Annotated in this window: 24 protein-coding genes and 8 tRNA genes; 23 read left to right on the plus strand and 9 right to left on the minus strand. The window is 53.3% G+C overall.

From position 1 onward, the window contains the following. Positions 1-7 precede the first annotated feature (7 nt). The 6 genes from ACSHSR_RS08955 (at position 8) to ACSHSR_RS08980 (ending at position 2,555) form a co-directional block, all read left to right on the plus strand. Positions 8-256 carry a hypothetical protein gene (locus ACSHSR_RS08955; RefSeq protein WP_208124824.1) on the plus strand — a complete coding sequence of 83 codons (249 nt, stop codon included), beginning with the start codon at positions 8-10 and terminating at the stop codon, positions 254-256. A gap of 3 nt (positions 257-259) precedes the next feature. Beyond that, entirely contained in the window at positions 260-676 is a 417-nt protein-coding gene (locus tag ACSHSR_RS08960; protein ID WP_025011941.1) for a GNAT family N-acetyltransferase, read from the plus strand. A gap of 127 nt (positions 677-803) precedes the next feature. Further along, entirely contained in the window at positions 804-1,472 is a 669-nt protein-coding gene (locus ACSHSR_RS08965) for a DUF445 domain-containing protein (protein ID WP_044735846.1), read from the plus strand. A gap of 110 nt (positions 1,473-1,582) precedes the next feature. Beyond that, complete coding sequence (locus ACSHSR_RS08970) at positions 1,583-1,933, plus strand: VOC family protein (RefSeq protein ID WP_025011943.1); 351 nt, start codon at positions 1,583-1,585, stop codon at positions 1,931-1,933. Between the two features lie 34 nt (positions 1,934-1,967). Further along, complete coding sequence (locus tag ACSHSR_RS08975) at positions 1,968-2,312, plus strand: 5-carboxymethyl-2-hydroxymuconate Delta-isomerase (protein WP_129978455.1); 345 nt, start codon at positions 1,968-1,970, stop codon at positions 2,310-2,312. Positions 2,313-2,321: 9 nt separating this feature from the next. Beyond that, positions 2,322-2,555, plus strand: a complete 234-nt coding sequence (locus ACSHSR_RS08980; protein WP_081737235.1) for a DUF1289 domain-containing protein — start codon at positions 2,322-2,324, stop codon at positions 2,553-2,555. Between the two features lie 97 nt (positions 2,556-2,652). Here ACSHSR_RS08980 and asnB read toward each other — a convergent pair whose 3' ends face one another. The 5 genes from asnB to purM all read right to left on the minus strand — a co-directional run bounded on the left by asnB (position 2,653) and on the right by purM (position 9,329). After that, positions 2,653-4,317: an asparagine synthase B gene (gene asnB / locus ACSHSR_RS08985; RefSeq protein WP_025889387.1), complete on the minus strand. Its 1,665-nt coding sequence runs from the start codon at positions 4,315-4,317 to the stop codon at positions 2,653-2,655. Positions 4,318-4,638: 321 nt separating this feature from the next. Next, the gene (locus ACSHSR_RS08990) at positions 4,639-6,285 is read right to left on the minus strand and encodes a M28 family metallopeptidase (RefSeq protein WP_144166620.1); all 1,647 of its coding nucleotides are present in this window, start codon (positions 6,283-6,285) and stop codon (positions 4,639-4,641) included. A gap of 131 nt (positions 6,286-6,416) precedes the next feature. Further along, a complete protein-coding gene (locus tag ACSHSR_RS08995; protein ID WP_025889385.1) occupies positions 6,417-7,163 on the minus strand; it encodes an HAD-IIA family hydrolase in 747 nt (248 codons plus the stop codon). 484 nt (positions 7,164-7,647) lie between these two features. After that, a complete protein-coding gene (purN, locus tag ACSHSR_RS09000) occupies positions 7,648-8,292 on the minus strand; it encodes a phosphoribosylglycinamide formyltransferase (protein ID WP_208171191.1) in 645 nt (214 codons plus the stop codon). Next, positions 8,292-9,329, minus strand: a complete 1,038-nt coding sequence (purM, locus tag ACSHSR_RS09005; RefSeq protein WP_044734661.1) for a phosphoribosylformylglycinamidine cyclo-ligase — start codon at positions 9,327-9,329, stop codon at positions 8,292-8,294. Before purM ends, purN begins: the two co-directional genes overlap by 1 nt. A gap of 260 nt (positions 9,330-9,589) precedes the next feature. Between purM and upp the strand changes: the two genes are divergently transcribed. Next, complete coding sequence (gene upp / locus ACSHSR_RS09010; RefSeq protein WP_028781646.1) at positions 9,590-10,216, plus strand: uracil phosphoribosyltransferase; 627 nt, start codon at positions 9,590-9,592, stop codon at positions 10,214-10,216. A gap of 110 nt (positions 10,217-10,326) precedes the next feature. Here upp and ACSHSR_RS09015 read toward each other — a convergent pair whose 3' ends face one another. The 4 genes from ACSHSR_RS09015 to ACSHSR_RS09030 all read right to left on the minus strand — a co-directional run bounded on the left by ACSHSR_RS09015 (position 10,327) and on the right by ACSHSR_RS09030 (position 12,827). Then, positions 10,327-10,656: an SMR family transporter gene (locus ACSHSR_RS09015; protein WP_028781645.1), complete on the minus strand. Its 330-nt coding sequence runs from the start codon at positions 10,654-10,656 to the stop codon at positions 10,327-10,329. Positions 10,657-10,667: 11 nt separating this feature from the next. Next, the gene (locus tag ACSHSR_RS09020) at positions 10,668-11,057 is read right to left on the minus strand and encodes an SMR family transporter (protein ID WP_479631432.1); all 390 of its coding nucleotides are present in this window, start codon (positions 11,055-11,057) and stop codon (positions 10,668-10,670) included. Positions 11,058-11,234: 177 nt separating this feature from the next. After that, entirely contained in the window at positions 11,235-12,188 is a 954-nt protein-coding gene (locus ACSHSR_RS09025; protein WP_208157812.1) for a LysR family transcriptional regulator, read from the minus strand. 210 nt (positions 12,189-12,398) lie between these two features. Further along, positions 12,399-12,827 (minus strand): hypothetical protein, encoded by a 429-nt coding sequence (locus ACSHSR_RS09030; RefSeq protein WP_144128443.1) that lies wholly within the window; start codon positions 12,825-12,827, stop codon positions 12,399-12,401. Between the two features lie 553 nt (positions 12,828-13,380). Between ACSHSR_RS09030 and ACSHSR_RS09035 the strand changes: the two genes are divergently transcribed. From ACSHSR_RS09035 to ACSHSR_RS09110, 16 genes are all read left to right on the plus strand, one after another. Continuing rightward, positions 13,381-15,558 (plus strand): prolyl oligopeptidase family serine peptidase, encoded by a 2,178-nt coding sequence (locus ACSHSR_RS09035; RefSeq protein ID WP_144128442.1) that lies wholly within the window; start codon positions 13,381-13,383, stop codon positions 15,556-15,558. Positions 15,559-15,686: 128 nt separating this feature from the next. Further along, positions 15,687-16,088 carry a tol-pal system-associated acyl-CoA thioesterase gene (gene ybgC, locus ACSHSR_RS09040; protein WP_025011952.1) on the plus strand — a complete coding sequence of 134 codons (402 nt, stop codon included), beginning with the start codon at positions 15,687-15,689 and terminating at the stop codon, positions 16,086-16,088. Then, the gene (tolQ, locus tag ACSHSR_RS09045) at positions 16,078-16,767 is read left to right on the plus strand and encodes a protein TolQ (protein ID WP_025011953.1); all 690 of its coding nucleotides are present in this window, start codon (positions 16,078-16,080) and stop codon (positions 16,765-16,767) included. The genes ybgC and tolQ overlap by 11 nt, the downstream gene beginning before the upstream one ends. Continuing rightward, complete coding sequence (gene tolR / locus ACSHSR_RS09050; RefSeq protein WP_025011954.1) at positions 16,764-17,201, plus strand: protein TolR; 438 nt, start codon at positions 16,764-16,766, stop codon at positions 17,199-17,201. The genes tolQ and tolR overlap by 4 nt, the downstream gene beginning before the upstream one ends. Beyond that, the gene (gene tolA / locus ACSHSR_RS09055) at positions 17,202-18,161 is read left to right on the plus strand and encodes a cell envelope integrity protein TolA (RefSeq protein ID WP_144128441.1); all 960 of its coding nucleotides are present in this window, start codon (positions 17,202-17,204) and stop codon (positions 18,159-18,161) included. A 9-nt stretch (positions 18,162-18,170) separates the two neighbouring features. Beyond that, positions 18,171-19,496: a Tol-Pal system beta propeller repeat protein TolB gene (gene tolB / locus ACSHSR_RS09060; RefSeq protein ID WP_025011956.1), complete on the plus strand. Its 1,326-nt coding sequence runs from the start codon at positions 18,171-18,173 to the stop codon at positions 19,494-19,496. A 24-nt stretch (positions 19,497-19,520) separates the two neighbouring features. Further along, on the plus strand, positions 19,521-20,060 hold the full coding sequence (gene pal, locus ACSHSR_RS09065) for a peptidoglycan-associated lipoprotein Pal (RefSeq protein ID WP_025889363.1): 540 nt from the start codon (positions 19,521-19,523) through the stop codon (positions 20,058-20,060). 26 nt (positions 20,061-20,086) lie between these two features. Beyond that, positions 20,087-20,815, plus strand: a complete 729-nt coding sequence (gene ybgF / locus ACSHSR_RS09070; RefSeq protein ID WP_025011957.1) for a tol-pal system protein YbgF — start codon at positions 20,087-20,089, stop codon at positions 20,813-20,815. A gap of 137 nt (positions 20,816-20,952) precedes the next feature. Continuing rightward, positions 20,953-21,028, plus strand: a tRNA-Lys gene (locus ACSHSR_RS09075). A 26-nt stretch (positions 21,029-21,054) separates the two neighbouring features. Then, positions 21,055-21,130 (plus strand) — tRNA-Lys (locus tag ACSHSR_RS09080). 35 nt (positions 21,131-21,165) lie between these two features. Then, positions 21,166-21,241: transfer RNA gene (locus ACSHSR_RS09085), tRNA-Lys, on the plus strand. A gap of 37 nt (positions 21,242-21,278) precedes the next feature. After that, a tRNA-Lys gene (locus ACSHSR_RS09090) sits at positions 21,279-21,354 on the plus strand. A 28-nt stretch (positions 21,355-21,382) separates the two neighbouring features. Continuing rightward, positions 21,383-21,458: transfer RNA gene (locus ACSHSR_RS09095), tRNA-Lys, on the plus strand. A gap of 35 nt (positions 21,459-21,493) precedes the next feature. Continuing rightward, positions 21,494-21,569, plus strand: a tRNA-Lys gene (locus ACSHSR_RS09100). 28 nt (positions 21,570-21,597) lie between these two features. Further along, positions 21,598-21,673, plus strand: a tRNA-Lys gene (locus ACSHSR_RS09105). 19 nt (positions 21,674-21,692) lie between these two features. After that, a tRNA-Lys gene (locus tag ACSHSR_RS09110) sits at positions 21,693-21,768 on the plus strand. Positions 21,769-21,895: the final 127 nt, after the last annotated feature.

Raw genomic sequence — 21,895 nt, forward strand, 5'->3', positions numbered from 1 at the left:
AGCCTTGGTGTGGCCGGGTGACTTGCTTAATGGTGGGGGGCAGTTGTTATCGCCGGTCAATATGGCGAAATCCGCTTGGGTTTGTGTGCTCGTTGAAAACGGCTACCGGGATAGGCATGAACGGGAACTGGCATGGGGAGGGCGATTAAAGCTGCTGCCAGAGAAGCTTTTCTATGTTAACCTTGCGTTGTTTAAGGAGTTTATTGTCGTTTTGCCTCTGGCAAATAGTAAAATTTCAACTTGTATTCAGGGATGAAAAATGCAAATACGTTTGGCTACGGAAATGGATTTGGAACAACTGGTCCTGCTGTTTGACGAGTATCGGCAGGAACTGGGGCAGGGCTCGGATCTGAGTCGTTGCCGTGAATTTTTACGGGCCCGCTTACTGGAAAACGATTCGATGATCTTCATCGCCACCGAGGGTGATTATCCGGTGGCCTTCACTCAGGTTTTTCCCTCATTCTCCTCCTTGTTGCTAAAGCCTTTATGGTATCTGGATGATCTTTTCGTATTGCCCGATTACCGTGGTCAGGGCATTGCCAAAGAGCTGACTTGCCGAGCCCGAACTTTGGCGCAGGATGCCAAGGTGCTGGCGGTCAAGCGTGAATTTGGCGAGCTGTCTCAACAAGTCGAGACAGATGGCACAGAGCAAGGTCTGTATCACGCACTACTTTAATCTGCTGCCCCCTGTTTGCTACCATTAGCGGGTTTTAATTTCAGGGGATTTCAGATTGAAAACAGCAGTACAACAGACACCTGTGCTCGACAAGAGCGCCGTTACCAACCTCTTGGCGCTGGCCATTATGCTGACCGGCTATGGCATGCACTCCGATGTGTTATTCAACATCGGCCTGTTTGCCGTATCCGGCGCCATTACCAACTGGCTGGCGGTGCATATGTTGTTTGAAAAAGTGCCGGGTCTCTATGGCTCAGGGGTGATCCCGGCCCGTTTCGAACAGTTCAAACAAGCTATCAGCGAGTTGATGATGGAGCAGTTCTTCTCTGAGGCCAACATAGACCGTTTCCTGTCGACCCGCTCCGACAAACAGAGCCTGGATCTGTCCGGCGTTATCGGCAAGGTAGACTTGGCTCCAGCCTTCGATGCTTTGGTGGCCACGGTTGCCCAATCTTCATTGGGTGGTATGTTATCCATGTTTGGCGGTGAAGAAGCGCTCACCCCACTCAAGCAACCCTTTATCGAAAAGATGCAGCAATCTCTGGCAGATATTGCCAAGAGCGATGATTTTTACGAGCTGCTCAAGGGCGAACTGGAACAGCCCGGGGTGATGGCGGATATGCGTAGCCAAATTCAGGATATTGTCGAGCAGCGGCTGGCCGAGCTTACGCCGCAGTTGGTCAAGGAGATGGTGCAGCAGATGATCAAGACCCACCTTGGCTGGTTGGTTGTCTGGGGCGGTGTCTTTGGCGGTCTGATAGGGCTGGCCAGTGTAACGCTGCAGCGCTTGCTATAACTATGACAAGCCTGCTTGAGCGATAGCCCCGGTCCAAGTTTCAGCCGCCCAAAGTATTAAGTACTTAAGTATCACAGCAATCAAGTCGTCCAAGCGGCGGGAGGAAAGCCATGGCGTTACATCATAGGATTAATTATCTTGAACTTCCCGCCCGGGAGCTGGAAGCCACCAAGGCGTTTTTTCAGGCGGTGTTTGGCTGGGGCTTTGTTGATTACGGTCCGGATTACAGCTGCTTTACCCAGGCCGGGATCGATGGCGGTTTTTTTCGCTCATCACTGAGCTTTGATACCCTCAACGGCAGCCCCTTGTTGGTGATTTACTCAAATGATCTGAACGCCAGTCTGGAGGCCGTCAAGACTCATGGCGGGGAGATCTGCAAAGATATTTTCAGTTTTCCCGGTGGCCGGCGCTTTCATTTCCGCTGCCCGAGCCAAAACGAGTATGCCGTCTGGTCTGAATAGACCCAGATGCTTCTGCCTTTAACAAGGAAGGATTATGCCTCACTGTATTATTGAATATTCGGCGCCCCTGGCGCAGCAATTGTCGGTTGCCAAACTGGTTCAGGCGGTGCACCAAGGTGCCATCGACTCAGGCTTGTTCACACCTTCTGCCATCAAGAGTAGGGCGCATGCCAGTGAACATTTCCTGGTAGGGGAGGACAGCGCTCAAAGCTTTATCCATGTGCGTTTGGCCATTATGCCGGGACGCACCGATGAGCAAAAGCAAGCCCTGACCCAAAGCGTATTTGCCGCACTGGAGCCAACTGCGGCCAAAGTCGACAGTGTATCGCTGGAGGTTACTGAGCTGCACCAGCCAAGCTACCTTAAACGCGGCAGCTAGGAAACCAATATGTCCAGGCAACCAAAGCGCAGTAACAGGGTGGACTCTCCCTGTATTCGCCACTGCTGCCTGGACTTGCAGGATGTTTGCCTGGGGTGTTTCAGGACGCTGGAAGAAATTCTGGCCTGGCATCAGGCAACGGACAGCGAGCGGCAGGCTATTCTCGAGCGCTGCCGGCAGCGGCAAGTTGAGCGTGACCAAGCAACGGCCGGGCTTAGAGTGATGAGAACAAGGCGCAAGTGAACAAGCTCAAAGCAAATAAAGCGGCACAGAAGCGAAGCTCCTATTTCCGCTAATGAATAAAGGCGCCATTCGGCGCCTTTATGGTTTTTACTTAAGTTCAATAAGATGCGGTATGCACAGAGCGCACCGCTCGGCCGGAAGGATCTATGATGCCTGACAGGCTCTCATCCCAGGCCAGCGCTTCCGGGGTAGAGCAGGCAACCGATTTACCACCCGGTACAGTCAGTGCTGCCGACTCCAGCGGGAAGTGCTCTTCAAAGAAACAGCGATAGAAGTAGGCCTCCTTGGTTTCCGGCGTGTTGTGCGGGAAGCGGAAACGGGCGTTGGCCAGCTCTTTATCCTCCACCTGAGCGGCGGCATGTTCTTTCAGACCGTCAATCCAGGAGTAACCCACACCGTCACTGAACTGCTCTTTCTGGCGCCAGGCGACTTCGGCCGGGAGCTTATGCTCGAAGGCTTCACGCAGAATATGCTTTTCAATCCGGCCATCGCGCGACATCTTGGCTTCTGGGTTCAGGCGCATGGCCACGTCCATAAACTCCTTGTCGAGGAAGGGTACTCGGGCTTCCAGGCCCCAGGCTGCCATGGCCTTGTTGGCCCGCAGGCAGTCGTACAGGTGCAGCTTGTCGAGTTTACGCACCAGTTCCTCGTGGAAGGCGCGGGCGTTTGGTGCCTTGTGGAAATAGAGGTAACCGCCGAACAGTTCATCGGCTCCTTCGCCCGAGAGCACCATCTTGATCCCCATAGCCTTGATCTTGCGCGCCATCAAGTACATGGGGGTTGCAGCGCGTATGGTGGTGACATCATAGGTTTCCAGGTGATAAATCACCTCCTTGATGGCATCCAGGCCTTCCTGGAAGGTGAAGTGCAGCTCATGGTGTATGGTGCCTATGGCATCGGCGACCTTTTGTGCCGCCGCCAGATCCGGCGCCCCTTTCAGGCCCACGGCAAAGGAGTGCAGCTGTGGCCACCAGGCATCGGAGGCATCGTTGTCTTCAATACGGCGTTTGGCAAAAGTTTGGGTTATGGCGGAAATCACCGAGGAGTCCAGCCCGCCAGATAGCAAAACGCCATAGGGCACATCTGACATCAACTGGCGCTTTACCGCGGCTTCCAACGCTTCGCGCAGCTCTTCGCTGGAGGCGCTGTTTTGGGCTACCGCTTCATAGTCGCGCCAGTCACGCCGATAGTATTGCACCGGCGCGTCATCTTCACTGAAGAGGTAATGCCCGGGGCTGAATACTTCCACAGTTTTACATACGGGTACCAGCGCTTTCATCTCAGAGGCGACATAAAGGTTGCCGCTGGTATCGCGGCCGGTGTAAAGCGGGATGATCCCCATGTGATCCCGGCCTATGAGGTAGCAGTCCTTGGCCTTGTCGTAGAGTACGAAGGCAAAAATACCGTTGAGCTTATCGAGAAAGTCGCAGCCATATTCCTGATACAGCGCCAGGATCACTTCGCAATCCGAGTTGGTCTGGTAGCTGTACTTGTCGCCGAGCTCGGCCTTGAGTTCTTTGTGGTTGTAGATTTCACCGTTGACTGCCAATACCAATTGGCCATCTTCAGATAACAGCGGCTGGGCACCGTGTTCGATATCGACAATGGCCAGCCGCTCATGGGCGAGAATCGCTCTTGCAGTGGTATGAATACCCGACCAGTCCGGGCCGCGGTGGCGCATCAGTTTGGACATCTCCAGCGCAGTGCTTCTCAGAGCGGCGGCATCAGACTGGATATCGAGAATGGCAAAAATTGAACACATGGTAAGACTCCAAACTTGGTGTTTCTTCAGCAATGGCTTCACTTTGCCTGTAGAATTCTCAAAAGCCAAGCTTTATTTTTGAATATAAATCATGAAAATGGCTGAATTTGTAAATTATGATGCACTTTGCGACCTGTTTTTTTGAGGGTTAAACAATTTAATCGCTTAATTGGTGAAAGATCTGCATTTTAGCTCGCTGTAACAGCGTGCAAATTGGCACTTTCCCAAAGCCGCTGCTTTTATCGGCGATTGATTTATCTGCCCGGAAAACAACGCAAAAAGGCGCCGGAGGCGCCTTTGGGGATGGGGAAATGTGTCTGGTTAAATCGCCGGAGCAACGCCGGTTTCCGGCCGCAGGCTATAAAACTCTGTGCCCTTGAAATAACCCGGGCGGTCGGCAGAATCCGCCAAGCCTTTGGCGGCCTTGTAGTACACGGCCAGATCTTCCAGCGCGCCGGAGAGATCCCAGTTGGCATGATACTCATCACAGAGGTTGTGATAGCAGCCTTTCATCTGCTGCTTCATTGCTGCTTTGTAGTCAGCGGTGGCCTGATCCACAGGTTCGCTGCCGCCACCGGCAAATACCGCAGGTACGCCATACTGGGCAAAACTGAAGTGATCCGAGCGGAAGAAACCGCCGGACTCGGGGTGTTTCTCTGCTGTGGCATAGCGGCCCTGGGTCTTGAGCGCGGCTTCCAGATAACGCTCAAGCTCAGACTTGCCTTTGCCCACTATGGTGAAGTCTTTGGTGCGGCCATAGATATTGGTGCTGTCGAGATTAATCACCCCTATGGTGTTTTCCAAAGGGTACGCCGGTTGGGCGGCATAGAAACGTGATCCCAGCAGACCTTGCTCTTCGCCTGTGGTGGCGATAAAAGTCAGCGAACGCTTGAGGCGCTTGCCAGCCTTGGCGTCGGCGGCAAACTCACGGGCGATGGCCAGCATGCCGGCGATGCCGGAGGCGTTGTCCATGGCGCCATTGAATACCCTGTCGCCTTCGGCCGAACTGCTCATGCCCAAATGATCCCAGTGGCCGGTAAACAGAATATGCTCATTGGCACGGCTGCTGCCCGGCAGAGTGGCAACCACATTGTAGCTGTCGCCATACTCGGCCTTGTTATCGAAACCTATGCTGGCGGTTTGCCCCAGCGTCAGTTGCAGTGGGCCGTGGGCAGCGCGGCTGATGGCGCTGTCCAGTTCAAGCCCGGCCTTGGCAAACACCTTTTTGGCGGCATCCAGGGTTATCCAGCCTTCCACCGCCACTCGCTCGTTGCCGGAATCCGAGGCCAGATCCTGTTGTGGGCCGGTCCAGCTGTTTTCCACCACAGACCAGGGATAAGCGGCAGGAGCCGTGTCGTGAATGATAATGGCGCCCAATGCGCCCTGACGGCTGGCTTCTTCATACTTGTAGGTCCAGCGGCCGTAATAGGTCATTGCCTTGCCGTTGAATTTACCGAGATCCGGGCGGGCAAAGCCCGGGTCATTCACCAGAATAAGGGCGATTTTGCCCTTCATATCCAGGCCCTGGTAGTCGTTCCAGTCGTACTCGGGGGCGTTGATACCGTAACCGACAAACACCAGCGGCGCGTTGGTGATATCGACGCGTTTGACATCATGGCGACTGCCGAGCACCAGATCTTGGGGATATTGAAAATCGATACCGGCCAGCTGTATTGCCTGGGTTTCACTGGCGGTATAGCTCACCATGGGCACTTTTTGCAGGTAGCTGCCGCTGGCGCCGGGCTCAAGCCCCATATCGGCAAAGGCCTTGCTGAGATAGTCCAGAGTCAGCTGCTCGCCGCGGGTTGTTGGCGCCCGGCCTTCAAATTCATCCGAGGCCAGGGTTTGGATGTCCTGGCGAAACTCTTGTTCATTGAAGCTGACAACGCGGATGGGGTCGTCGGCAGTATTGTTTTGGCTGCAGGCACTCAAGAGTGCCAGGGTACACAGGGGGATCATCAAGCGCATAACGGATCCTGTTGTTGCTTTTATTGTCAGGTATGGAGTGGCAAAGGCTTTGCCCTTGCCCGTGCGCTATCATGGACGAAAAAACGCCCCCGATACAAGCGGAGGCGGTAAAAGGAATGTTACCAATGGTTTCAGATCACATCTATGTCGGCGGCGCAGGCAAAGACATGGTTGGGTCGGAAGGGCTCTTTCTCTATATCTTCCAGCTTGCTGACCCCACTGGTGACCAGTATGGTTTCCAGTCCGGCCTGAAAACCGGCCAGAATATCGGTACGCATGTTATCGCCGATAATCACGGTATTTTCGGAATGACCATCTATATGGTTCAGGGCCGAGCGGATGATCCAACTGCTGGGTTTACCCACGTAGAAGGGCTTGCGACCGCTTATTCTCTCAATAGGTGCACAGAGAGCGCCACAGGCGGGACTATATGCCGGGCCATGGGTATCCGGGTTGGTGGCAATAAAACGGGCGCCGGCGGCAACAAAGCGGGCGGCCTTGTGGATCATGTCCCAGTTGTAGGAGCGGGTTTCACCGACGATAACAAAGTCGGGGTTGATATCGGTAATGGTAAAGCCGGCCTTGTAAAGCTCGTGGGTGAGGGCGCCTTCACCTATGACAAACGCCTTGCTGCCTTCCTGGTGCTTGAGAAAGTCGGCGGTCGCCATGGCCGAGGTATAGAAGCACTCTTCGGGAATATGCAGCCCGGCGGCGCCGAGGCGGTTTTGCAGATCTTTGCCCGTCTGTACCGGGTAGTTGGTCAAGATAACCAAGGGGTTTCCCTGTTCCAGTACCCGGGCGATAAACTTGTCACTGCCGGGGATTAACTTGTTGTCGTGCATCAGCACGCCGTCTATATCGCAGATAATATTCTTCATGCGCGTCTCGTTCTGTCCTGATAACTGCCCCTATCTAACGCCATTGGTCATAAAATTACAATTGGCCGCGGTAAAAAGCCGGTAACGGAGCGTCATATCCGGGTAAATTAAGGGAAGAAGCAAGTTTGCGCCATAGCTAATAGCTATTGTTGGAATGAAAAAAGGAGCCGTATGGCTCCTTTTTGCTGAATTAATCAACCTAAGGAAGGTGCGAGCAAGTCCCATGCGTGCTCTGCGTCGGCTTACGGGCATGGATGCAAGGCGTGGTTCGCAGCAAATGGCCTTAGTCCTTTGTAAGAAGCACAACACAGCAGGCAGGCCTGTAAGCCACGCCCTTCGGGGCTTACACAGCAACCGGCTCTCTGCGTTATCCGACTTTGACAGGCCCCGGCATGCCTTCAGTCAGATGCCTTGAACGCCAATTGCTGTGTAAGCCAGAGTGCCGCGAGGACTTATTCGCACCTTCCCTAAGTTTACTCAGAGATCAGTCCGGGGCGTAGCCGTTGGGGCCGATGGCTTCATCGTCGAGCCAGGCCTTACCGTCAACCATCTTCAGCCGGCCCTGGCAGAACCAGCGCACCACTATCGGGTAGATGGCGTGTTCCTGCTCGTGCACCCTGGCCGCCAGAGTTTCCACTGTGTCATCGGCAAACACAGGTACCTTGGCCTGCAAAATCACCGGGCCACTGTCCAGTGCCGGGATAACGAAATGAACACTGGCGCCATGTTCGCTGTCACCGGCTTCGATGGCGCGCTTATGGGTATCCAATCCAGGATACTTGGGCAGCAGTGACGGGTGGATATTGAGCATCTTGCCCTGGTAACGGCTGACCAGATCATCACTGAGAATACGCATAAAGCCGGCCAATACGATGAGGTCGGGCTGATATCTGTCGATAGCCGCCTGCAGTCTGGCATCGTATTGGGCGCGGGACTCCTCTTTGCGGGCGATGACGCAACTGGTGTCTATTTCGGCATGATGGGCCCGGATCAGACCATAGGCATCGGCCTTGTTGCTGATCACCCCGACCACGCGCCCTGGCATCTTGCTATCACAGCTGTCGATAACAGCCTGCAAATTACTGCCATTGCCCGAAATCATTACCAATATGCGACAACTCTCCTGCATTAAAGGATCTCCACTTGCTCTTCTTGTTGATTACGATTGGCGATAGTGCCTATCTGCCAGGCGTTTTCACCTTTGGCTTTGAGTAGCTCAATGGCGGCGGCGGCTTCGGCCTGAGGCAGGGCAACTATCATACCGACACCACAGTTAAAGGTGCGGTACATTTCATGTTCTGTGATATTACCGGCTTGCTTGAGCCAGTTGAATACGCTGGGCCACTGCCAGGATTCGCCCTGGATAACGGCCTTGGCACCTTCTGGCAGTACCCTTGGAATGTTTTCCCAGAAACCGCCGCCTGTGATGTGTACCATGGCGTGAACCGGGTGTTTGTCCAGCAGTTCCAGCAAAGGTTTGACATAGATGCGGGTCGGTTCCAGCAGGTGATCGATAAGCGGCTTGCCGTCCAGATCTTGCTGTGGGTCGGCCTGGCTGACTTCCAGGACTTTACGGATCAGTGAGTAACCGTTGGAATGAGGACCACTGGAGCCCAGGGCTATCAGTGCATCACCGGCCTGTACCTTGCTGCCGTCGATGATGGCTTCTTTCTCCACCACACCGACACAGAAACCGGCCAGATCATAGTCAGCGCCTTCGTACATGCCGGGCATTTCGGCGGTTTCACCACCGATCAGGGCACAACCGGATTGGAAGCAGCCTTCGCCGATACCTGTGACCACATCGGTCGCCACATTGACGTCCAGCTTGCCGGTAGCATAGTAGTCGAGGAAAAACAGCGGCTCGGCCCCTTGTACCAGCAGGTCGTTGACACACATGGCCACCAGGTCGATACCGACAGTGTCATGCTTTTTGAAGTCAATGGCCAGGCGCAGCTTGGTGCCCACGCCATCGGTACCGGAAACCAGCACAGGGTGCTTGTATTTGGTTGGCAGTTCACACAGGGCGCCAAAACCACCCAGGTTGCCCATGACTTCAGGACGGTGAGTGCGTTTGACTACGGACTTGATGTTATTGACGAGTGCGTTGCCTGCATCGATATCGACACCGGCGTCTTTATAGCTCAGTGGGGTAGGGGTACTCACTTGATCCTCTCGGGTACATCGTTATGGATTTTATGCGGCGCTATTCTAGCAGTTTGCCGGGGGGGTCGAAAGCCAAGATTGCACTTTATTCATAGGGATATAAGTCACGATTTACCAGATTTATAAAACTTTCTGTTTTACCGCCGGAACAAATCAACTAAAATCTCAGGAATTTGCCCAAATCCGGCTGGTTTGTGCTCTGCACGCTGGGAGCCGCCAGTCTGATTGCTCGTCCCGCCCGCAAGATCAGGAGAAAAAGAATGAAAGTTGTCGAGGTTAAACACCCGCTGGTACGCCACAAAATCGGTTTGATGCGCGAAGCTGAGATCAGCACCAAGCGTTTTCGTGAGCTCGCCGCCGAGGTTGGCAGCCTGTTAACCTACGAGGCAACCGCAGGTTTGGAAACCGAAACTGTGACCATTGAGGGCTGGAACGGTCCCGTTGAAGTGGAGCAGATTAAAGGCAAGAAGGTGACTGTAGTGCCTATTCTGCGTGCCGGTCTTGGCATGATGGATGGCGTGCTGGAGAATATTCCCAGTGCCCGCATTTCTGTCGTTGGTGTTTACCGTGACGAAGAAACCCTGGAGCCTGTGCCTTATTTTGAGAAGCTCGCCAGTGATATGGAAGAGCGCTTGGCACTGGTAGTTGACCCTATGCTGGCTACCGGCGGCTCCATGATTTGCACCATAGACTTGCTGAAAAAGCGTGGTTGTAAGCATATCAAGGCGCTGGTATTGGTCGCGGCTCCTGAAGGCGTCAAGGCACTGGAAGAGGCGCATCCTGATATTGAACTCTACACGGCGTCTGTCGATAAGTGCCTGAACGATAAGGGCTATATCCTGCCTGGTCTGGGTGATGCCGGTGACAAGATCTTCGGTACCAAATAAGTCCCTTTAGTGAGCACAACTCTTTATTGTTTTTAATAAAAGAGTGAGCATAATAAAGGCGCCCTCGGGCGCCTTTTTGCTTATTTCGACCTTACTTATTCCTTCTGCTCTTAGGCGGTTTTCATGGTGATAACCGCGGCGATAACCACGGCTATGCCGACCCAGCCTATGGGCTTGAGTCTTTGTTTGAACAGCAAGGCGCCGCCGATAGCCGTTCCCAAAATGCCTATGGCGCCCCAGGAGGCGTAGGCGATCGCCAAGTCTATCTCTTTCACTGCCTGTGCCAGCAGAGTAAAAGCGCTCAGCACCAGCAGGATTGCCAGTGCGCCCCATAATTTACGCTTGAACCCATTGGAGCGGGTGAGCGCCATATTGGCGGCAATATCAATCAAGGCGGCCAGCACCACATAGCCAAAGGAGAGCGTCAGAAACTGGTTCATGTTCGCCTCCGTTACAGGCTACTGGCGGTGCTGTTTGCTCCCAAGCCGGTATCCTGAACTTTGGTTTTATCACCTTCATGGCTTTCGCCCAGAGTCACCAGCACTATACCCAGGATGGCCAAGGCCAGTCCGGCAAGCTCCTGCGGGTTGAGCCTGGAATCAAACAGCAGCATGGATACCAGGGTGATCAGGGCTATGCCCAAACCTTCCCAAACTGCATAAGCCACGCCTATGGCAATCTTCTTCGCCGCCAGTGATAAAAAGAAGTAGGACACACCAATCAAGAGGTACATCAACAGGTAGCCCCAGATTGAGCCTTCGGGTCCCAGCAGGTTCATGGTACTGGTACCCGCCACTTCGGCGGAAATCGCAAACAATAGAAATACGCGTGCAAGGATCATAATTCACCTTCTACATGAAATTAAAAATATGCATAACGGAGAATTGCGCATTACACCCGGAACTATCTGGCCAGATAAGTGATGAAAAACGGAGTAACAACAAAATTAAGTAGCAATTCCAAACTTACGCCACTAGGTTAACCGGTCAATTTTTGGGTTGGTAGGTAATTGAGATATTCAATTTTGAATATCTGTTTCAGTCTGGACAGACGCTTGCGATGGCCGAAAGGTGTCTTGCATTACCTTGTGAAGATGCCGGTGCAGCGGGTGATTACGGTAGGTCTGCAAAAAGCCGCCGGACACCACGAAGTGGCTGAACTCCCGATTGACCTGGGGCATGGGGAAGGAGGCCAGCTCCGGCATCAACCTGGCAGTGCCTTGACTGGCGTACATGATGGCGTCGGTTTCCAGCAACATCTGGCAGGCGACCCTAAGATTGTAGGACTTGAGCAGCACATGGGGCTGATAACCCATACGCTGATACTCTGACTCCACAGTGCATTGCGGATTGTAGGAGGCCGGTGCAGGCAGGGAGACTATCGGCAGCGTGGACACTGTCTGCCAATCATTTTCATCGCCGAGCAGCGGATGATTTTTGCGTGCCAGGATCACCCGTTTCTCGGTGAACAGCGGCCGCATATAGATATCCTTGGACAGCTCGGTTTCCTGATCCAAAATACAATAGTCATGTATGCTTTCGAGCATCTCATCATGGCTGTAACCGTTCCAGCTGGAAAAGGTGAAGCTGGCTTTGGGAAAGGCCCGGTGACAGCTTTGCAGCAATCTTTGTCCCTGTTCATCCATCAGGTAGGGATCTGTCACTATGGCTATTTGCCCTATGTAGGTGTCGGCGCTGAAGTCTTCGAACTCCAGCAGGACTTTCTCGATAGGGGCCAGAATATTGTCAAACTCTTCTGCCAGGCGCAGCGCCATGGGAGAGGGCTCTACACCATGGGGTTTTCGGACAAACAGGGGATCCTGGAAGGTTTGCTTCAGGCGCATTACACCCCGGCTGGCGCTGGGCTGAGAGATCCCAAGTTGCATGGCGGCCAACTTGATACTGCGATTGTCGACAACCGCCTTAAGTAGGCGCATCAGATTGAGATCCAGAGTATCCAGTTCATGAGCCATTTATCTATCACCCCTGTTTGCGGCTGGCGCCACTGTATAAGAGCGCGCGGCACAAGATAAAACATCAAAGTTTGCCATGGCTTCTGTGTTGCTCACGGCAATGATTGCAGGTGACTCGAGAGTAACACAGCTTAACGCTCTAAGCGCCTGTGGGGTTACATCGGCTGACTTTGGCGCTTGGCTAATGTCCCGTTCAGAGCAACGCTTTGATTACTCAGTTTCTTTACTGAGTTCTTCTACTGGCTTTCGGGCCTGCTTGAGACCTTGCCACAGCAGCAAGCCGCCGAGTATCAGCACCAAAATAACCACGGGTCCACCGACCGTATAATCGTTTAAGGCGATCATTGGCGGCAACTGGGCCGTGTCTCTGTATGATGCATCGGACACTATGATCAAAAGCGCCAAACCTGCTGCCGCCAACAAGGCGATACCGCTGGAGCGGCACCAGTTACGGCGGCGGTTGAGAAAACCGGCGAGGGTGAGGCTGACAGCCGCCAGCAAGGCGCCGAAGATAACCATAAAGTATTTTGCCGGTTGTTGCTCCAGCAGGCTCTGGAAGGCACCAAAAATACAGACATAAGTTGAAAAAGCGCCGACCAGCAGTAACAGGTAAGCAAGCAATATACGCAGCAGTGACATACGGGTCCTTGTTGTCTTTGGGAAAGGTGGCGATTAAAACATAAAAAAAAGCCCACTTGAAACAAGCGGGCCGCAAAAATTAAATCATTGCAATCAACAAATTGAAGGAAGGAAGTCAAGCATAAGAACCAGGGAAAACTGCCATGAAAACTACACAACAGTTTTGAAGTTCTTGGTTTTCATATTTACCGGGGTAAATACTTCCTGAAAACGAGGCATATTTTAGTGACAGAATGTGTCAGCAACAAGCGAGAAAAACTACGTCATGAGATAAGTAAAACTAATGTCACAAAGGTGATGCAGGTCACGTAAATGCACTTATAGCCCGTGTTTCGCTTCTTTACTCAATGTGGGTGCATAAATCTGCAATTTATATAATTAATCCTTGTTGCCGTTTTATTAACATTTGTCATTGTTCAATCCTTGCACAGATTGTCATTTGACGATTGTGTCGGTTTTTTTTGCTTGTATAGTACTTTGCAAGTCGCTGCGTTTGCATTTTTTGCTAAAACGCCGCTGTACGCCTCTTTATTTAGTCGGACAGGAAGTTTCCATGACAATAACTACAAAATTGGCTCGCCCTATGCTGTTGGCTGTAGGCTTGAGCCTGGCGCTCGGCGCCTGCCAGAGCACAGATACCCCAAATGGCCAGAGCTCGCTGGCTGCCGTTAAGTCCCAGTATCCGGCGACCCGCGCCGAAGTGCTGGTTGAAAACATTCACGGTGTTCAGGTTGCCGATCCTTATCGCCACCTGGAAGAAAGCACTCCGGAAACCGAAGCCTGGGTCAAGGCTCAGCAAGCTTTTGGACAGGAATATCTGTCGGCTATCCCCAACAAGCAGGCGGTAGTCGACAGGATCACCACCCTGTGGAACTACGAAAAAATCTCCGCCCCCTTTGAAAAGGGTGACAATACCTTCTATTACCGCAACGACGGCCTGCAGGCCCAGTCAGTGCTTTATGTCAGAGACAAGCAGGGGAATGAGAAGGTGTTGCTGGATCCCAACGCTTTCTCTGACAATGGCACAGTTGCCCTGTCCGGCGTGTCAGTGAGTGACGATGGCAAGGTGCTGGCCTATGGTGTCTCCGAGTCCGGCTCCGACTGGCAACAGTGGCAGTTTATGGATATTGCCAGCGGCAAACTGCTCAGCGACAAACTGGAGTGGATCAAGTTCTCCTCTGCCGTGTGGGATCATGCCAACGAAGGCGTATTCTATGCCCGCTATGATGCCCCGGCCGGCGGAGACAAGATGGCCGATGTCAACTTCAACCAAAAGGTTTACTACCATAAGCTGGGCACAGATCAGAGCCAGGACAAGCTGGTTTATGAAAGGCCACAAAACAAGGACTGGGGCTTTGGTATCGGTGTTTCTGAAGACGGTGACTATCTGCTGCTGTCCATCTCTCAAGGGACCGACAGCCGCAACCGCTTCTTCTATAAGTCACTCAAAGATCCAAAAGCGGAAGTGGTCGAGCTGATTTCCGAGTTGGAAGCCGAGTACAGCTTTATCGGCAACGACAAGTCAGTGTTCTATTTCAAGACAGATCTCGATGCCCCCAACGGCAAAGTGATTGCCATAGATTTGCGCCGCCCGGCCAAAAAAGACTGGAAGACAGTGATCCCTGAGACAAAGGATCCTATCGCCAGTGTCGGTATCATCAATGATCATCTGGTGGTGAGCTCACTGCATGATGTGCTGGGACAGCTGTCCATCTACTCCATGGGCGGCGTCAAACGCCAGGACGTGACTCTGCCGGGCAAAGGCAAGATTGCCGGTCCATACGGCAAGCGCAGCAAAGACTACTTCTATTACACCTTCAACAGTTATGTGCAGCCGCAGACCACCTATAAGTTTGACTTCAAGACAGGTGAGTCCGAGCTGTACCAGAGCCCTAAAATCGCCTTCAATCCGGATGATTATGTATCCGAGCAGGTGTTCTACACCAGCAAGGACGGTACCAAGGTGCCCATGATGCTGTCTTACAAGAAAGGGCTGAAGAAAGACGGCACCAACCCGACACTCCTGTACGCCTATGGTGGTTTTGCCATCTCCATGACCCCAAGATTCAGCCCGGCCAATATCGCCTGGTTGGATATGGGCGGCATCTATGCTGTGCCCAGCCTGCGTGGCGGCGCCGAATATGGTGAGAGCTGGCACCAGGCCGGTATGTTCGACAAGAAGCAAAATGTGTTTGACGACTATTTTGCCGCTGCCGAATACCTGCTGGACCAAGGCTATACCAACAAGAGCAAGCTTGGCGCCTATGGCCGCAGTAACGGTGGTTTGTTGATGGGGGCCGCCGTAACCCAAAGACCGGATCTGTTTGCCGCAGTGTTGCCCGCCGTAGGGGTACTGGATATGCTCAGATTCCACAAGTTCACCATAGGCTGGGCCTGGACCAGTGAATACGGCAGTGCCGACAATGCCGAGCAGTTCCCGGCGTTGCTGGCTTACTCGCCATATCACAACGTCAAGTCTCAGGCTTATCCTGCGACCATGGTGATGACAGCCGATCATGACGACAGGGTGGTGCCGCTGCACAGCTTCAAGTTTGCCGCCATGATGCAGGCCAAGCAGCAGGGGGATCAGCCGGTTATCATGCGTATCGAGTCCAATGCCGGTCACGGCGCCGGTAAACCCACGGCGATGAAGATAGATGAAGCGGCGGATATCTTCACCTTCCTGTGGCACAACTTTGGCTTGACCCTGCCGAGCAAAATCGACGGTTAAGCTTAAGTTAAGCCTTGAAAAAATAAACTGGGGCCTGCGGGCCCCTTTGCTTTTTCCGCCATTCACAAGCGGATTGTGGATAAGGTATAGTAGGCCTCACTTTTGGCGCATTAAAAGCAAGTGGAAGCATGTTTCGTTGGCCTATCACTGTCTATTATGAAGACACAGACGCGGGTGGGGTGGTTTACCATTCCAACTATTTGAAATTTTTTGAAAGAGCCCGAAGTGAGTGGCTCAGGTCTATGTCGGTGAGCCAAACCGCCCTGTTGCAGCAGGATATCGCCTTTGTGGTACGCCACGCCGAGCTGGATTTCTGCAAGGCGGCGCGATTTGAGCAGAACCTTTGGGTGGAAACCCGTGTCTCAGAAGTGAAGCGGGCATCTTTGGTGTTTGAACAGCGCCTGGTAGATGCCGAGGGTGAGTGTTATTGCGCAGCCAGTATTCTGGTTGCCTGTATTTCGCTCGAGCGCATGCGGCCATTGGCCATTCCCCAACACATATTGCAGGAGTTTAAAAAAGGTGGAAGCTGAGATTTCGTTTATTGGATTGTTCATGCAGGCCAGTCTGTTGGTAAAACTGGTGATGCTCACCTTATTGTCTCTGTCTATCGCGTCCTGGGCTGTGATAATCCAGAGGCGCAAACTCCTGAAAGCGGCCAGGCAAAATGCCGAACGCTTCGAAGAGAAGTTTTGGTCCGGTGTGGATCTCAATCGTTTGTACCAGGAGCTGTCGGCGCGCCAGGAAAGTAACTCAGGGCTTGAGTCCATGTTCGTATCCGGCTTTAAGGAATACGCCCGCCTGTCGAAACTGAACGGCCGGGTGCCAGAAGCCATTATGGATGGCAGCTATCGCGCCATGCGGATCTCCCTCTCCAAAGAGTTGGATAAGCTGGAAACCCATCTGCCACTCTTGGCAACCATAGGCTCCACCAGTCCCTATATCGGCCTGTTTGGTACAGTTTGGGGGATCATGAACTCCTTTATCGCCTTGGGCGCGGTTGAAAATGCCACTCTGGCCATGGTGGCACCGGGTATTGCCGAAGCGCTTATCGCTACCGCCATGGGCCTGTTCGCCGCGATTCCTGCGGTTATCGCCTATAACAGATTCTCCACTCAGGTGGAAAAGGTCGAGTCTTCCTACGCCAACTTTATGGAAGAGTTCTCGGGCATATTGCATCGTCAGGCATACAGCGATAAGGAAGCCGTATGATGCAGGGATATCAGCGCAAGCGTCGTCGCCCCGTCGCTGAAATCAATGTGGTGCCCTATATCGACGTGATGTTGGTGCTGCTGATCATCTTTATGGTGACGGCGCCGATTGTGACTCAAGGGGTGAAAGTGGACTTGCCTCAGGGTAAGGCCGAGCCGCTGCCCGCCGACAGCAAGCCGCCTGTGGTGGCCTCCATCAATGCCGAGGGTGAGTATTTTCTCGACTTGGGTGGCTCACCCAATAATGAGGTGCTGGATCTGGAAGAGATCAGCACCCGGGTTAGCGCCATCATCAAGATGGAGCCGGATCGCCCCGTGGTGGTCAAGGGCGATCGCGCCATTCCCTACGAGCGGGTAATCCAACTGATGGTGTCGCTGCAAAATGCCGGCGTGCCTTCTGTCGGTTTGATGACAGATTCGCCAGAGGAGAAGTAAGTGGCTGGGAAATCTGATTTTACTGTCCCCTTTATCATCTCAGCTGTGCTGCATATCGGGGTTATTGCAATTCTGGCCATGGGCGTGGACTTTCAGGACAAACCCAAATTGCCGACACCACAGGCTCCGTCTGCGCCTGTGCAGGCAGTGGTGGTCGATCAGCAGAAAGTGGATGACTATGTCCAGAAGCTGAAACAGGACAAGGCCGCCGCCGAGCGCCGTGAGCGCGAGCGGCAGCAGGAACTGGATCGCAAGGCCAATGAAGCCAAAAAGGCCCGTGAGCAGGAGCAGGAACGGATCCGCAAGCTGGAGGTCGAGCGCAAGCAAAAAGAGCTGGAGACCCAGAAGGCTGCCGATGCTGCCAAGGCTGCCAAGCTGAAAGAGCAGCAGGAGAAAGAAAAGGCCCAGAAAGCCGAGGCCGAGCGTAAGGCCAAGGAGCAACAGCGTAAGGAAGCCGAAGAGGCGGCTCTCAAGGCAGAGCAGAAACGCAAGGCCGAGGAAGCCGCCGCTAAAAAAGCGGAAGAGGAGCGAAAACGCAAAGAAGCTGAGCGTAAGGCCAAAGAGGAAGCCGAGCGTAAACGCAAGGCCGAGGAAGAGGCCCGTCGCCGCCAGGAGCAGGAGTTGGCCGATGCGCTGGCCGCCGAGCAAGCCGCCTTGTCTGCTACCCGTAATCGTCAGGTCATGAGTGAAGTCGACCGTTACCGGGCGATGATCACCGCCACTATTCAGCGCAATCTGGTGGTGGATGAGTCTATGCGGGGTAAAGTCTGTAAGGTCAAGGTGCGTCTGGCCAAAGACGGCTTTGTCACCAACAGCCAGATCATCGAAGGGGATCCTGTGGTATGTCGCGCCGCCAAGGCCGCCATCAACAAGGCCGGGCGTTTGCCGGTTTCCCAGGAGCCTGATGTGTATCAGCTGATGAAAGAGATTAATTTACAAGTCAGACCGGAATTCAACTAAGGGAGCCCCATGAAACGAATTGCCAAGAGTCTTATCTGTTTGCTGGCTGTGCTGGTGCTACCGGCAAAGGCGGCACTGGATATAGTGATCACCGAAGGGGTGGACGCCGCGCGTCCCATCGCCGTGGTGCCATTTGTCTGGCAGGGCGCCGGGCCGGCCCCAGAGTCGATTTCGGATGTGGTGATGTCCGATTTGACCCGCAGCGGTACCTTCAAGCCACTGGATGAATTGTCATTGGGTCAGCGCGCCATCAGCAAGATGGACGAGTTCAATGCCGCCGCCTGGAAAAATGTCTCTGCCGAAGCCGTGGTGATGGGTTATGTGAAACCCTATGGCGCCGGTAAGTATCTGGTGAGCTTTGATTTGGTGGACTTGGTGAAGGCGCAGATGCAGTCCGGTGGCCCTCAGTCCCGCAGCGAGCTGCTGCTGGATAGCCGTGAAACCGTTATCAGCGAAGCACAGTTCCGCCAGTATGGTCACAGGATCAGCGACATAGTCTACGAGAAGCTGACCGGGATCCGCGGCGCCTTTTTGACTCGTATCGCCTATGTGGTGGTTAATCACCAGGAGAAGAATCCCTACCGCCTGATGATTGCCGACTACGACGGCTACAATGAACAAATGCTGCTGCGCTCGCCTGAGCCTTTGATGTCTCCTGCCTGGTCTCCGGACGGGCGCAAGCTGGCCTACGTCAGTTTCGAAAACAAAAAGGCCGAAGTATTTGTCCAGGATATCTATAGCCAAAGCCGTACCAAGGTTACCAGCTTCCCCGGTATCAACGGCTCGCCAAGCTTCTCGCCCGATGGCAGCAAGCTGGCGGTGACTCTGTCCCGTGACGGTCAACCTGAGGTCTACGTAGTAGAGATAGCCACGGGCGCGCTCAAGCGGATCACCAATCACTATGCCATTGATACCGAAGCTACTTGGTTCCCCGATGGCAAGTCGCTGCTGTTCACCTCCGAGCGGGGTGGCAGGCCCCAGCTATATCAGGTAGAGTTGGCCTCAGGCAAGGTGACCCGCCTGACATTCGAAGGCGAGTGGAACCTGGGGGGGACTGTGACCCCTGATGGCCGCAGTATGATTTTCGTCAACAGAACCAACGGCAAATACAATATTGCCCGTATGGATCTGCAGACGCGTTTTATGCAGGTGTTGACCTCAACCCGGCTCGATGAATCACCCAGCGTTGCCCCTAACGGCACCATGGTGATTTATGGCACCACCTATAACGGCAAGCAGGTGCTGGCAGCGGTATCTGTTGATGGCCGTTTCAAGGCGCGGTTGCCAGTGGGGCAGGGCGAGGTGAAATCACCCGCTTGGTCACCGTTTCTATAACTTATATTTCAGAAGGATAACATGATGGATCTCAACAAGTTGTTTAAGGCAATCGTAATCGCTGCGCCATTACTGGCTCTGGGTGCCTGTAGCTCAACTTCAGAATCAGAAACGGACGCCAGCGGTTCGACAACTTCCGGTAGCGAGTACGGCAACGGTGCCGGCGGCGTGGAAATCGGTGGCGCCAATCCGGTTTTGAGCCCGGAAGAGCAGCAGCGCCTCAAGTTCCAGGAACTGCGTAAAGAACACATCATCTACTTTGATTTTGACCGCAGTGAAGTGCAGACAGAATTTGCTGAAATTCTGGAAGCCCACGGTACTTATCTGGTTGAACATCCTAACGTACGCGTGTTGATCGAAGGCCACGCCGACGAGCGTGGTACTCCGGAGTACAACATAGCTCTGGGTGAGCGCCGCGCCAAGGCTGTAGCCAAGTACCTGCAGGGTATGGGGGTACTGCCAAGCCAGATGAGCATTGTCAGCTATGGTGAAGAGAAGCCTCTGGATATGAGCCACACAGACGAAGGTTTTGCCAAGAACCGTCGCGCTGTGCTGGTGTACTGATCCCGGCATTAGAGGGACATTGAAGAATGAAGAAAGCCGTTATCATCACGGCCATGCTTCTGGGAACTGGGGTCGCTTATGCGGCCCCAGCGCCCGTTGAAGACATTGGCGGCGGTTCCAGTGAGGATCGCATCGCCCGCCTTGAGCGGATCATCAAGGCTCGTCAGCAAGCCGAGTTTGAGACCATGCGCAGAATGGATACTCTGCAGCAGGAGGTGCTGGAACTCAGAGGCCTGACCGAACAACAGAACTATCAGATAAACCAGATGTTGCAGCGTCAGCGCCAGCTCTATGACGAAATCGCCAACCTGCAAAGCAAGCCTGCGGCGCCCGCCGTCAGCCAAACCCCATCCAATGTGGTGGCCAGTTCGTCTTTGTCCGAGACCGACAGCTATCAAAGGGCGGTCGATCTGGTACTGAAAGAGCGCCAGTACGACGCAGCAATTCCGGCATTTCGTGACTTTATCAAGCAGTACCCCAATTCGGGCTTCGCCGATAACGCCAACTATTGGCTCGGGCAACTGCTCTATAATAAGAATGAATTTGCCGAAGCCAAAACCGCTTTTGCCAATGTGGTCGATAACTTCAAAGAATCGGGTAAGCGGGCCGACAGTCTGGTTAAACTTGGGCTGATTGCCGAAAAAACAGGCGATAAAACGGCAGCAAAGAACTACTATCAGCAAGTGGTGAAACAGTACGCAAACAGCGCTGCAGCAAGGATTGCACAGCAGCAATTGGCGGCAATTAAACCATGATTTAACTAAAAAACATCCGCCCAGTTTGTTTTTCATGCAAACAACAAAAAATCGGGAATTTACACTTGCATGAGAATCACAAAGCGGTATTATAGGCGCCCTCAGCACGGCATGGCCTGCTGAGGCGAAACTTGAATGGGTCGTTAGCTCAGTCGGTAGAGCAGTTGGCTTTTAACCAATTGGTCGAAGGTTCGAATCCTTCACGACCCACCAACTTCATGTTTCGTAAACCTTTTAGTGGGTCGTTAGCTCAGTCGGTAGAGCAGTTGGCTTTTAACCAATTGGTCGAAGGTTCGAATCCTTCACGACCCACCACTGATTTATTGCGGTCTGCCTCGGCAGTCAATGTCGGGTCGTTAGCTCAGTCGGTAGAGCAGTTGGCTTTTAACCAATTGGTCGAAGGTTCGAATCCTTCACGACCCACCATCGCAATCCAAATCAAACAATCTGGCAGTATATCCGTGGGTCGTTAGCTCAGTCGGTAGAGCAGTTGGCTTTTAACCAATTGGTCGAAGGTTCGAATCCTTCACGACCCACCATTTGCCTGAGAATAGGTGACACCCAGATGGGTCGTTAGCTCAGTCGGTAGAGCAGTTGGCTTTTAACCAATTGGTCGAAGGTTCGAATCCTTCACGACCCACCATTTCTCAGCGTGCTGCAAAAGGTAGATCTTCCTGCGGGTCGTTAGCTCAGTCGGTAGAGCAGTTGGCTTTTAACCAATTGGTCGAAGGTTCGAATCCTTCACGACCCACCATCAGGAAAGATAGACCAAAACATTCAGTGGGTCGTTAGCTCAGTCGGTAGAGCAGTTGGCTTTTAACCAATTGGTCGAAGGTTCGAATCCTTCACGACCCACCACTGAATGCTCAATCTGTATGGGTCGTTAGCTCAGTCGGTAGAGCAGTTGGCTTTTAACCAATTGGTCGAAGGTTCGAATCCTTCACGACCCACCATCCAGAACTCCGCTTGAAAACGCCAAGCTCGCCAATATCCAGCTTCAGTCGATTCGCAATATCCAAGCTAATTTAGCCAATACTTTTCTACTTTTGTCTCATAGACCTATTGCCAATGTTTCAATTC

This window comes from Shewanella sp. VK101, assembly GCF_056497865.1.